The sequence below is a fragment of the Micromonospora sp. WMMD1274 genome, assembly GCF_049179035.1.
GTDB classification, from domain to species: domain Bacteria; phylum Actinomycetota; class Actinomycetes; order Mycobacteriales; family Micromonosporaceae; genus Micromonospora; species Micromonospora tulbaghiae.
Map to the genome: position 1 here is coordinate 504,257 of NZ_JBMHMG010000001.1, position 11,881 is coordinate 516,137.

At 71.3% G+C, this 11,881-nt stretch carries 14 protein-coding genes; all 14 read right to left on the minus strand.

Annotated features, from left to right (window positions below; genetic code table 11):
- Positions 1-36: 36 nt before the first annotated feature.
- The 14 genes from ACN27D_RS01925 to eutM all read right to left on the minus strand — a co-directional run bounded on the left by ACN27D_RS01925 (position 37) and on the right by eutM (position 11,855).
- A complete protein-coding gene (locus ACN27D_RS01925) occupies positions 37-996 on the minus strand; it encodes an ABC transporter ATP-binding protein (RefSeq protein ID WP_120569168.1) in 960 nt (319 codons plus the stop codon).
- Positions 993-2,024 carry an ABC transporter ATP-binding protein gene (locus tag ACN27D_RS01930; RefSeq protein WP_421498375.1) on the minus strand — a complete coding sequence of 344 codons (1,032 nt, stop codon included), beginning with the start codon at positions 2,022-2,024 and terminating at the stop codon, positions 993-995. The genes ACN27D_RS01925 and ACN27D_RS01930 overlap by 4 nt, the downstream gene beginning before the upstream one ends.
- Positions 2,021-2,887, minus strand: a complete 867-nt coding sequence (locus tag ACN27D_RS01935; RefSeq protein ID WP_120569166.1) for an ABC transporter permease — start codon at positions 2,885-2,887, stop codon at positions 2,021-2,023. The genes ACN27D_RS01930 and ACN27D_RS01935 overlap by 4 nt, the downstream gene beginning before the upstream one ends.
- Positions 2,880-3,893, minus strand: a complete 1,014-nt coding sequence (locus ACN27D_RS01940; RefSeq protein WP_421498376.1) for an ABC transporter permease — start codon at positions 3,891-3,893, stop codon at positions 2,880-2,882. The genes ACN27D_RS01935 and ACN27D_RS01940 overlap by 8 nt, the downstream gene beginning before the upstream one ends.
- Positions 3,893-4,528, minus strand: coding sequence for an isochorismatase family protein (locus tag ACN27D_RS01945; protein WP_205776010.1), 636 nt, complete (start codon positions 4,526-4,528; stop codon positions 3,893-3,895). The genes ACN27D_RS01940 and ACN27D_RS01945 overlap by 1 nt, the downstream gene beginning before the upstream one ends.
- Positions 4,529-4,540: 12 nt before the next feature.
- Positions 4,541-5,752, minus strand: coding sequence for a CaiB/BaiF CoA transferase family protein (locus ACN27D_RS01950; protein WP_421498377.1), 1,212 nt, complete (start codon positions 5,750-5,752; stop codon positions 4,541-4,543).
- Between the two features lie 153 nt (positions 5,753-5,905).
- Positions 5,906-7,327 carry an FAD-dependent oxidoreductase gene (locus tag ACN27D_RS01955; RefSeq protein ID WP_421498378.1) on the minus strand — a complete coding sequence of 474 codons (1,422 nt, stop codon included), beginning with the start codon at positions 7,325-7,327 and terminating at the stop codon, positions 5,906-5,908.
- The gene (locus ACN27D_RS01960) at positions 7,324-8,130 is read right to left on the minus strand and encodes an alpha/beta fold hydrolase (protein ID WP_421498379.1); all 807 of its coding nucleotides are present in this window, start codon (positions 8,128-8,130) and stop codon (positions 7,324-7,326) included. The genes ACN27D_RS01955 and ACN27D_RS01960 overlap by 4 nt, the downstream gene beginning before the upstream one ends.
- 1 nt (position 8,131) lies before the next feature.
- On the minus strand, positions 8,132-8,656 hold the full coding sequence (locus ACN27D_RS01965; protein ID WP_421498380.1) for a BMC domain-containing protein: 525 nt from the start codon (positions 8,654-8,656) through the stop codon (positions 8,132-8,134).
- Between the two features lies 1 nt (position 8,657).
- Positions 8,658-8,945, minus strand: a complete 288-nt coding sequence (locus ACN27D_RS01970) for a EutN/CcmL family microcompartment protein (protein ID WP_120569161.1) — start codon at positions 8,943-8,945, stop codon at positions 8,658-8,660.
- A gap of 20 nt (positions 8,946-8,965) precedes the next feature.
- Positions 8,966-9,598, minus strand: a complete 633-nt coding sequence (locus ACN27D_RS01975) for a hypothetical protein (protein ID WP_120569160.1) — start codon at positions 9,596-9,598, stop codon at positions 8,966-8,968.
- Position 9,599: 1 nt separating this feature from the next.
- Positions 9,600-10,757, minus strand: coding sequence for a methyltransferase domain-containing protein (locus tag ACN27D_RS01980; RefSeq protein WP_421498381.1), 1,158 nt, complete (start codon positions 10,755-10,757; stop codon positions 9,600-9,602).
- A complete protein-coding gene (locus ACN27D_RS01985) occupies positions 10,754-11,521 on the minus strand; it encodes a hypothetical protein (protein ID WP_421498382.1) in 768 nt (255 codons plus the stop codon). The genes ACN27D_RS01980 and ACN27D_RS01985 overlap by 4 nt, the downstream gene beginning before the upstream one ends.
- 34 nt (positions 11,522-11,555) lie before the next feature.
- Entirely contained in the window at positions 11,556-11,855 is a 300-nt protein-coding gene (gene eutM / locus ACN27D_RS01990; protein WP_120573698.1) for an ethanolamine utilization microcompartment protein EutM, read from the minus strand.
- Between the last annotated feature and the right edge of the window lie 26 nt (positions 11,856-11,881).

Genomic DNA, 11,881 nt, shown 5'->3' on the forward strand with positions numbered 1-11,881 from the left:
TCCGGGCCCGGAGGCTGGACGGGCCACCGGGCGCGGTCAGCTCCCGGGTGCGCCCGGCTTGATGCAGGCCACCGCGCGGTCGGCGCCGAAGGGGGTCAGTCGCACCTCGTTTTGTACACACCGGTCCTCACCGACCGGGCACCGACCGTAGAGGACGCAGCCGCTCACCTTCTCCGTCGGACTCACCGGGTCGCCGGCCAGGCGGGCCAGCGGCAGCTCCTGGTCGGGGTCGACGGGCAGCGCTGCGGCCAGCAGCGCGCGCGTGTAGGGGTGCTGCGGGTCGGCGAACACCCGCTCCGACGGGCCGGTCTCCACCACCCGTCCCCGGTACATGACCGCGATCCGGTCGCTGACGTAGCGAACGGTGTGGATGTCATGGGAGATGAACAGATACCCCATGCCGAGTTCGGTCTGCAGGTCGGCCAGGAGTTGCAGGATCTGGGCGCGGACCGACAGGTCGAGCGAGGAGGTGGGTTCGTCGAGGACGATCAGGGAGGGCTCGGTGACGATGGCCCGCGCGATGCCGACCCGCTGCTGCTGTCCCCCGCTGAGTTCACCGGGAAATCGGCGGGCCATCTCGGGTGCCAGCCCCACCTGGTCGATGACCGTGGCGACCCGGCTCCGGCGGTCGGCCGCCGGGGTCTTCGGCTGGTGGATGGCGAGTGGCTCGCCGATGATGTCGGCCACCCGCATACGCGGGTTCAGCGACTCGAACGGTTCCTGGAAGATGATCTGCGCCTTGGCGCGCAGCTGGCGCAGTCCGGCTGCGGGCAGCGCGAGCATGTCGGTGCCCTGGAAGTGCACCGAGCCTCGGGTCGGCTCGATCAGGCGTAGGGCCAGCCGGCCCAACGTCGACTTGCCCGACCCGCTCTCGCCGATGACGGCCAGTGTCTCGCCGGCGTTCACGGTCAGCGACACGTCGTCGAGGGCGTAGACCGTGGTGGTCCCGCCGACGGAAAACTCCTTGCTGACGTTGGTCAGCTCCAGCAGGCTCACCGAACGGCCTCTCTCTCCTGCGACAGGTGACACCAGTACGTCCGGCCCGACGCAGAGGTCGTCGGCTCCGGGAACACCTGCCCGCAGGGCTCGAGGACGTGCGGGCAGCGGGCCTGGAAGGGGCAGCCGGCCGGATAGTTGACGAGATCCGGCAGCCGCCCGGTGAGGTGCACCAACGGATGGCCCGGGCGGGGAACGGCCCGGACCAGCGCCTGCGTGTATGGGTGCTGCGGGCTGGTGAGCACGTCACGGACCGAGCCGTGCTCGATCACCTTGCCGGCGTACATCACGACCACCCGGTCGCAGTACTGGGCCACTACGCCGAGGTCGTGGGTGACCAGCAGCATCGAACGGCCGTGCTGCTGGACTAGGCCCCGGATGAGGTCGAGGATCTGCCGTTGCACGGTCAGGTCGAGGCCCGTGGTCGGCTCGTCGGCGATGACGAAGGCCGGGTTGAGCAGCATGGCCATGGCGATGACGACGCGCTGGGCCATCCCGCCGCTGAGCTGGTGGGCGTAACCGTCGAGGACCCGGTCCGGGCCGGCGATGCCGACGTCGGCCAGCGCGTCGCGGGCCCGGTCCCGGGCGATGGCGTCGGAGCGGATGCCGTGCGCAGCGAGGATGTTGGCGAACTGCCGGTGGATGCGCATCACCGGATTCAGCGCGCTGAACGGGTTCTGCGCGATGAAGCCGATCTCGGCGCCGCGCAGTCGGCGCAGTTCGGCCGCACGCAGGCCGAGCAGGTCGACGCCGTTGAATCGGGCGGTGCCCTCGACCACCCGCCCCGGGGGGCGGACCAGGCCGAGGATCGACCGGATCGTCACCGACTTGCCGCATCCGCTTTCGCCGACCACACCGACGATCTCGGCCCGGTCGACGTGGAAGTCGACGCCGTTGACCGCGTGTACCAGTCCGTCGGGGGTGTCGAAGCGGGTGGTGAGGCCGCTGACCTCCAGCAGGCGGGGCTCCCGGTCCACGCTCTGGCCGATGTTGGCGGGGCGGCTCAGCGCCTGGCGGGGGGCGCTCATCGCTGCCTCGCCCGTCCGAAGGAGTCCTGCAACTCGTCGCTGATGGCGTTGAAGCAGAGCACGGTCAGGAAGATGGCGAGTCCCGGGAAGACCGATACCCACCACTGGCCGGTCGTCATGTTCTGCGCTCCTGTCTGGATCATCGCTCCCCAGCTGGCGTCGGCGGCGTTGATGCCGATGCCCAGGAAGGACAGCGAGGCGATCACCACGATCGAGTGGGCCACCGCCAGCGACGCCTGGGCCAGGATGATGCCGGTCATGTTCGGCAGCAGGTGACGGAACATGATCCGCGGCCCGGTCGCGCCGATGGCGTGGGCGGCCTCGACGTAGCGGCTCTCCCGGATGGTCAGCCCTTCGCTGCGGACCAAGCGGACGAACCGGGGGACGTTGATGATGGCGATGGCCACCACGACGTTCTCGATGTTGTTGCCCATCAGGGCGACCAGGGCGATGGCCAGGACCAGCAGGGGGAAGGCCTGGAAGACGTCCAGCGCGCGGACCACGCGCTCTCCCCACGGCCCTCGGTGCAGGGTGGCCAGCCCGAGCAGTACGCCGACCACCAGCGAGATCAGCATGCCGGCGAGGGCCAGCGGGATGTCCACTCCGGCCGAGGCCACCAGGCGGCTGAAGACGTCGATGCCGAACTTGTCGGTGCCCATCCAGTGCTCGCCGTCGGGGGCGGCGAGGGTGTCGGGCAGCGGCTCGGCCGGGTCGTACGGCAGCGGCGCGAGGTAGGCCGCCGCCAGCATGCCGGCGAGGATGCCGCTGGGCACCCACAGGCGCAGGCGGCGGCGACCGCGGCGGGGCTTGCGGCCCTTCGGCGCGGTGACCGTGGTGGGGTCGGCGGCCAGGGTTTCAGTCATAGCGCACCCTCGGATCGAGTACCGCGACCAGGATGTCCAGTGCGGTGAAGGCCAACAGGGTTCCCAGGCCGGCGGCGAGGATGAAGCCCTGCACGGCCGGCATGTCGAGCTGGAGGATGGAGTCGATCGCCCACTCCCCGAAGCCACCCCACGAAAAGATCGTCTCGATGATCGCCGCGCCGCCGAGCAGGGCGGCCAGCAGGATGCCGCCGTAGGTGAGGATCGGGGTGCGGGCCTGACGGAAGGCGTAGGCCAGCACGGTCCGCTCGGGCAGACCGCAGGCCCGGGCGAATTCGACCTGCTTAGACTCCAGGGCGGGCACCAGCGAGGCGTAGGTGCTGCGGGCGAAGTACGCCGAGTAGTAGATGCCCAGGGTCAGCACCGGCAGCGTCGAGTGCGCCACCGCCGAACGGAAGACCGTCATGTCACCGGCGATCAGCGAGTCGACCAGCAGTGCCCCGGTCGCCGCCGGCGGCGGCTCGTCCATCAGACCGAGCCGGCCGACCGGGGCGGGAGCCCACCCGGCGAGATAGAAGCAGAGGTAGATCAACAGGAGGGCAAGGAAGAAGTCGGGGATCGACTGGAAGGTGGTGACCACAAATCGGGAGCCCCGGTCGGCCAGCCTGCCCTTGTAGTACGCGCCCAGGGTGCCCAGGCCCACCCCGAGCACCGCGGCCACGATGAGCGAGAGGATCACCAACTCCAGGGTGGCCGGGGCGAAGCGCAGGATCTCCGACAGGATCGGCCGGTCGGTGTAGTACGACGATCCGAGGTCGCCGCGGACCAGGCCGCCGAGGTAGTCGACGAACCGCTCCCACAGTGGCCGGTCCAGACCGAGGCGTCGCTCGATCTCGGCCAGTTCCTCCGGGCCGGCGGCCGGCCCGGCGATGGCCCCGACCGGGTTGCCCGGCAACGCGTTGACCAGGAGGAAGGCCAGCACGACGACCGAGAGCAGCCCCACGGGCAGGAAGAGCACCCGCCGTCGGGTGTAGCCGAGGACCCGCATCACAAACCTCCCGGTCCGAGCAACGCCGTGGCTTCGTCCAGGGCCAGCACTTCGGCGTACTTGGCACCGAGGTCGAACAGGGCGGCCTGGTGCGGTCGCGGGTCGCGGTCCAGGCATGCCTCGGCGACGACGAGGGGGACGAAGCCGTGCTGCAGGGCGTCCACCGCGCTGGCCCGGACACAGCCGCTGGTCGACGCGCCGCCGATGACGAGGGCGTCCACCCCCAGGACACGCAGGGTGCTGGCCAGGCTGGTGCCGAAGAAGGCGCTGGCGTACTGCTTGGTCACCACCGTCTCGCCGGGCGCCGGGGCAAGGCTCGGCGGGGCGTCGGCGAACGCGCTGCCGTGCTCGAAGACCCGCAGGGCGGGCACCTTGCGGGCGAAGAGGCCACCGTCTTCCCCGCCCGGACTGAGTTGCACCCGGGTGTGGATGACCGGCACGCCGTGGCGGCGCGCGGTGTCGAGCAGTGTGGCGCAGGCCCGCAGGGCCGGTGGGTCGGTGTCGCCGGCGTAGAGGGGTGAGGCCGGGTCGAGGTAGGCCCGGACGAGGTCGACCAGGAGCAGGGCTCGACGTGATCCGCGACCCAGGTCCCCTCCGAAGCCGGCCCTGCGGTAGTCGCCCTGGAGGTCATCCACGGTATCCACCCCCTAGATGACGCCGCTGGTTCGCAGCGCGTCGATCTCGGCGGACTCCAACCCGACGATGTCGGTGAGCACCTCGTCGGTGTGTTCCCCGAGCCGCGGCCCGGCCCACTTGATCCGCCCCGGGGTCGCCGACAGTCTCGGTACGACGTTCTGCATGGGGAACTCGCCGAAGTCGGGGTGAGCGACCCGGACGATGGCTTCCCGGGCGGCGAAGTGCTCGTCCTCCAGCATCTCCGGGGCGCGGTAGACCCGGCCGACGGGGACGTCGTGCTTGACCATCGTGGCCATCAGGTGCTCGGTGTCGTGCTGCGCCGACCAGGTCGCGATGATGGCGTCCAGTTCGACCTGGTGGCGGCCCCGGGCGGCGTGCGTGGCGAAGCGCTCGTCGGTGCCGAGTTCGGCCATGTCCATGGCTGCGGCCAGCCGCCGGAAGACGGTGTCCTGGTTGGCCGCGATGAGCACCAGTCCGTCGTCGCGTGTGGGATAGACGTTGGAGGGGGCGATGTTGGGCAGGATGGCACCGGTGCGTTCGCGCACGTGACCGGCCAGGGCGTACTCCGGCAGCAGCGACTCCATCATCGCCAGCACCGCCTCGTAGATCGCCGAGTCGACCATCTGGCCCTGGCCGGTGCGGTCGCGGACCCGCAGCGCGAGCAGGGCTCCCAGGGCGGCGAAGGTGCCGGCCAGGGAGTCGCCGAGGCTGATGCCGACCCGGCTGGGCGGCGTCTGCGGGTCGCCGACGACGTAGCGCAGGCCACCCATGGCCTCGCCGACGGAGCCGTAGCCGGGGCGGGCGGAGTAGGGACCGTTCTGACCGAAGCCGGAAACCTGGACCATGACCAGCCCGGGATTGGTTTCGGACATCTGCTCGTAGCCCAGGCCCCAGCGCTGCATGGTGCCGGGCCGGAAGTTTTCCACCACCACGTCGCACTGGGCGATCAGCCGCTGGGCCACCGATTGGCCTTCGGGGGTGCGCAGGTCCACGGTGATGGACTTCTTGTTGCGCGCCACGATCGGCCACCACAGCGACTTGCCGTACGGCTTCTCCCGGCCCCACTCGCGCATCGGGTCGCCCTGGCGCGGGGGTTCGCACTTGATGACCTCGGCGCCGAAGTCGGCCAGGAGTTGGCTGCAGAACGGCCCCGCGAGCAGGGAGCCGAACTCGACCACGCGTACGCCGTGCAGCGGTCCCTCATGGTGCAGATCGCTAGACATGAACACCTCTCATAGCAGCCACTCAGTGGTCGTTGTATACAACAGGGAGTCAGGACTGCTGTCAACAGCAGTTTGGCCGATCAGCCGCGCGCCACCGCGGCCACATTCCCACGTTCGTGCATACAGAAGCAGCCCGGGCGGCCCCGACGCCTGTCACGCCCGTCCGCCCAGCCGACGGCCAAGCAGCCGCCCGAACGCCAGCGCCGGCGTGACCGCCATCCCCCCGCAGAACGCCGCGCCGCTGGTGGCCCCCATGCCGATGGCCTCACCGACGGCGTGCAGCCCGGGCACTATTGCGCCACCGGGCCGCCGGACCCGCAATTCGGTGTCCACGTCCAGTCCGCCGAAGCTGCACAGCAGCGCGGCCACCGAGCGAAGCGCGTAGTAGGGCGGCCGGACCAGGGGATGCGCGGGAGCCCGGCGGCCCAGCGGGTCCACCCCTTGCCGCACCGCGAGGTTGTAGGCCCGCACGGTGTCGACCAGCCCTTGCGCGTCGATGCCCGCCCGGCGGGCCAGGCCAGGCAGGTCGTCGGCAACCCAGGCCAGGTCCCCCCGCTGCGCCTCGACCCGGAACCGCTCGTGTCCCCAGGCCGGCACCAGAGGCGGCCCCGCCGCCAGGGCTTCGGAGTCGCAGACGATCCAGAACTCGCCCCCCGGCTGCTCCTGCACGGCCCGCTCGTGTCCGGTGACGTCGTCGAGGTCCTCGGCGACGAACCGTTGCCCGGCCGCGTTGACCCAGATCTCCCGGGGCGGGCGCTCGACCGGTGCGAGATGCGCCAACTCCGACCAGAAGTCCACCCGCCCCGGCTGGGAGCGGCGTTCGAGCAGGCCGAGCCGGGGCGTGTGCAGATCAGCGAAGCGGACCTCGGCGCCCAGGGGCCTGGCCATCTCGATCGCGGCGCCGGTGGAGGTCGGCACCGCGTTGGTCACCAGCCGAGGGCCGCCCGGGGTCAGCGCGCGGAACAGGTCCGGGTTGGCGCCGTACCCGCCACAGGCCAGCACCGTGACCCCGGCGCGGACCTCGCGGGGGCCCTCGAGGGTGTCCAGGAGCGCGCCGGTGACCGTGCCTCCGGCGCTGGTCAGCTGGGTGGCCCGCGAGCGCAGCCGCAGGGCGACCCGGCCCGCGGCCACCTGCTTGTCCAGCAGCGGACGCAGCGTCTCTCGGATCGACCGACCGTGCCCGATCCCCCAGTAGGTCCGCGGCCGGGAGTACGGGGAGTGCCCGTGGTAGACCACCGGTGTGCCCGGGGCGAACGGGAAACCATGCTCGTCGAGCCAGTCCACGACGCCGGCCGCTTCGTCGACCGCCAGCCGGATCAGCGCCGGGTCGCCGCGGTGACGACCGATGCGCAGCACGTCGGCGTAGTGCCGGTCCGGGTCGTCGTCGATACCCGCCTGGCGTTGCCGGCGGGTGCCCGCGGCGCTCATGTGCCCGGCCGAGACGCTCAGCGTGCCGCCGATGTCGGTGCCCCCGTCGACCAGCTCGACGCGGAGCCCGGCCCGCGCCGCCTCGATCGCGCAGGGTAGGCCGGCGGTGCCGGCCCCGATCACCAGCAGGTCGACCTCGTCGCTCATCGCGCGCTTGCCCGGTCGGATCCCAGCCGGCCCGTGGTGACGAAGGACGACAGCACTGCGGCGAACTCCTCGGGCACCCGCCAGGGCAACTGGCCGGTGGTGTCGGTCAGCCGCACGGCGACGGCGTCCGGACGGATTGCCTGCGCCAACGCGTCGCCGTCGGCCAACATGTCCCGGGCGGCGGTCAGCAGAAGCACCGGGCAGGGCAGGGCGCGCAGTGGCTCGGTCGGGTCGTAGGCGAACGCGGCCCGGTACGCCCAGTTGTACCGTTCGAAGACCGAGGCGATGTTGGCCACCGCGAGGTTGACCAGCTCCGGAGGGCCCTCCCAGATGTGGAGGTAGCGGGCCCAGAGATCCTGCAGGTGCCGGCCGGCCGGGTCGATCGGCTTGTCCGGCGCCCAGAAGGCGCCGAGGCGCTCCCGCTCGGCCTGGTCCAGCACCAGCCCCGACAGGATGGCGTGAGTGACCCGGTCTGGCCCGGCGAGTTGGGCGACCGCCAGGGCCAGCGAGGCTCCGGTGTGCTGTCCGGCGACGGCGAACTCGGTGATACCGAGGGCGTCGACGGCGTCGAGCAGCAGACGGGCGTAGCCGGGGATCTCCAGTGGTTCGCGGGGCGGGTCGGACAGCCCGTACCCGGGGGTGTCGAAGGCGAAGGCGCGCAGTGTGCGGCCGAGGGCGGGCAGGGCTGGGGCGAAGACGTTCGATGCCTGCGGTGACTCGTGGAACAGCACCAGTGCAGGCCCGCCGGTGCCGGCGGTGCGGTAGTGGATTTGCCCGCCGGGCGGGCCGACGTATCCGCGCATGTCACTTCCCTGGGGCTCGGGGGGCGGGGGGTTCGGGTGCTGGCTCGTACGGCCCGGCGGCGGGCGGATGCCGTTTTGGGGCGGTCGAGCGCGCGGCGCGCCGGGTGGGGTCCCCGGCGGCCTTCCCGGCCGGTCGGCGGGCGGGCACGGTGGGCGGCGGTGCCGCGGCGGGTCCGGTCTCCAACTCGGCCCCGCCTGCGGCGGACGGTGGAGCGGTGGCCGGTGGGTTCGGCGCCCCGCCTGCCCGGGGCTTACGCAGCAGGTCCGTCGGCACGGTCGGTCGACCGATCACGGTCGTCACGACAGTCCCGCCGATCGCAGCCACGGCCTGCCGGGCGCTCTCCACCGCGGACGTGACCGAGGCCATGTCGCCGATGAGGGAGACCGTGACGATTCCGTCGCCGATGCGTTGCACGCCGATCAGCCGTACCTCGGCCGCCTTGCCCATCACGTCGACGGCGACGATCGAGGCGGTCAGCCCTTGTGTTTCGACCATGCCGAGCGCACCGGAATCCCACAGATCCACGTCAGTCCTTCACGTAGTTGAGCCACGCCTCGGTCTCCAGCCGGTCGACGATTGCGACGATGCTGGAGTCCACGGGTGCCTGACCGGGTTGCCGCAGCGCCAGCCGCGCGGCGCCACCTGTGGCGACCAGGACGACCTCTCCCCTGCCGGCGCCGACGGTGTCGACGGCGACGTAGGGCTCCCCGGCGGGCGCCTCGCCCAGGGGCGCGACGACGAGCAGCTTGGCCCCGGTTAGCGCCTCCGACTTGACGGTGCTGACCACCGAGCCGATCACGCGGGCGACACGCATGCCGACACCACCTCGTTTCTCTAGCGTCGGTGCGACCAGGGCTTCGTCTCGAACGCCTGACGGACCGCGTCGCGCGCCGCCTCTACCTCCGAGTGCAGCCCGGAGATCCACAGCCTGCCGAACTGGCCGACGCCCCGGACGTCGATGATCTTCACACTGGCGGACTTCTCCACCTCGTTGCCGACAGCGGAGATGTAGGCGGCGGGCTGACACTCGACCACCAGCATCGACTCGCCGGCCACGAGCAGGGAGCCCTTGCGGGAACGGTTGACCAGCTGCGCCTGGTAGGCGTCGATGTTGGAGACGACCTTCGCCGAGACCAGCTCCGCCGGCTGCGCGTCGGCCTCGGTTATCCCGAGCAGGTCCAGGATGGTCTGACCGGCCTGGCGCACCGCGTCCTGCGACATCGAGTGCAACTCGGTCATGCCGTACTGCCGCTCGACGACCTGTGAGCCGGGGCGCACCCCGGTGGCCTTGACGGCGGCGTCGACCAGGGCGTACACGTCGCTGCCCGGGGAGATCTCCAGGTAGAGCTCGGACATCCCCTCGACCACCGGGTCACCCGACATCACGCTGCCGAGCAGGGCGGCCATCTGCGGTTGGAGTCGGTCGACGAACGCGAAGGTACGCAACTCGACGCCGTTGTGGGCCATGTCAGCGCCGGCCCACGAGCAGCGCGAGGGTGCCGCTGCTGCGCCGCTCACCGCTCTGCAGCACCCGGCCGGTGGGGGTGGAGACCTCCTCGACGCACTCGCGCTTGCAGGACAGTTCGGTGCAGTCGCCGGTGAACCCGGCGTCCCGGGCGGCCTGGACCAGGTCCATGTCCCGCATCGGGCCCCAGAACGGCTCGTTGTTGTTCCAGGTGTCCCAGTCGATGAGGAACTGCACCAGCGGGTCCAACCCGGCGTAGCCCGGGAAGTCCGCGTGGATCATCATCCCGCCCGGGGCGAGCAGCCGGTGGCATTCCCGCAGGACGGCGCGGACCGCCTCCGGTGGCATCTCGTGCAGCAGGATGTGTGAGACGACCAGGTCGAAGTGCCCCGACGGGAAGCCCGTGTCTTCGCCGTTGCGCTGCGCGAAGTGCACCTTGCGGCCCAGGGACTCCGCCCGGCCGTGGGCGTAGCGCAACAGAGCGGCGCCGACGTCGATGCCGTGCACCTCCGCCTCGGGATAGGCGTCGACGTAGGGCAGCGTGGAGTTGCCGACTCCGCAGCCGATCTCCAGGATCCGCCTGGGGCGGAAGTCCTTGTGCGCGGTCTTGAGGTAGTTGTTCACCACCGACTGGCCGTAGTCGTCGTTGAGCTCGCCCATCTGGCCCATGGCGTAGACGTAGACGCCGCGGTCGTAGAGCGCGCCGGCGGTGACGTCGCCGGGCACGTATTCGCCTCGGTAGCCGCCGGGCATGGCGTGGATGTCGATGCCCCAGAAATACCAGGGCAGGACGAAGTCGGGATCCAGCTCCAGCGAGCCGAGGGTACGGCCGGTCCGCTCCGCTCTGGCCCGCAGGTCGTCCAGTTGCCGGGCGATGCTGTCGGCCACCACGTTCCAGAGCAGGTCCTGGCTCGCCCGCCGCACCGAGCTCCAGAGCTGGTAGTACGGCTCGGGCTCCATCGCCCGGCGGACCGTCTCCCGGTCCCGGGGCGGGACGCCCATCTCCTGCTGGTACCTGGGCAGGACGCGGTGCGCGTACAGCTCCCGTACCCCCGGGGTCACCTCGGTGGAGATGTGCGACTTCAGGGCCCGGACAAACGTCTCCCGGGCCAGTTCGTCGTGGTTCTCCGTCGGCAACAGGCCGTGCTGCTGCTGCTTCACTTGTCCTCCCCCACCTGTGCGAAGGCCCGCCGGATGACCTCCCGGTAGGACTCCGGGGTTTCCTCCCGCACGATCTCCTCACGCCACTCGTAGAAGACCCGCAGCACCCGGGCGACGAACGCCGCCGCCTCGGCGTCTCTGGTCTCGGCGTCGGCAGCGGAGAGCGTGAAGCCGTCCACCGCGCCCCCCTCCACAACCCGCCGGTCGGCCAGCAGTTGTTCCAGGGTCATCACCCGCTCACGCAGTACCCACACCTCCGAGGTGAGGGTCACCATCGTCGAGACCAGGGCCTCCATACCCGGCTCAGCGAAGAACTGAGGGCGGACGCCCTTGGCCTTCTTGGGCAGCAACTGTCCTGGCAGCGGTTGTGCCTGCTCGGGGCTGCCCACCCCGGGCCCGCCGTAGGCGCCGAGCGCACGCAGCGTCTCGGTGGCGACAGTGGAGGCGTCCGCGTCGGGGTTGGCCGACACGACCGCGGCGGCGATGGTACGGATGGTCCGCTCCGCCTCCTCCGCGGCCTCGCAGCCACACGAGCAGCCGTCGGCGCCGTCGCAGCCGCCCTGGGGCTCGCCGGGGACGGTGCCGGCCCCGGCGGGGGCGGCCGGCGCCGGTGCCGCCGACCCGCGCCGGACGTCGATGCCCAGCCCTTGGGCGATGTCCTGGGCGTGCGGGGAGATCAGGTCGCCCGGGCCCAGCAGGACTTCGCGCGGTCCGTCCGACCGGGCAACGTCTTCGATATCGACAGCAGTCCACACCCGACTCATGTCTCAGCTCCTTCAATGAGCACGCGGGCTCCGGTCAGGACTTCGTTCCGCCTCGAGTCGAACCGGTCGGCAGGATCGCCTCGACCTCGTTGTGCGGGCGCGGGATGACGTGCACCGAGACGACCTCACCGAGCCGGGAGGCGCTGGCCGCCCCGGCGTCGGTGGCGGCCTTGACCGCGCCGACGTCGCCACGGACGACAACGGTGACCAGGCCACCGCCGATGTACTCGGTGCCCACCAGGACGACGGTGGCGGCCTTGACCATGGCGTCGGCGGCCTCGACCGCCGCGACCAGGCCCCGGGTCTCGATCATGCCCAGCGCGGACATCTGCAGTTCAGCCATGACAGTTCTCCTCTGCG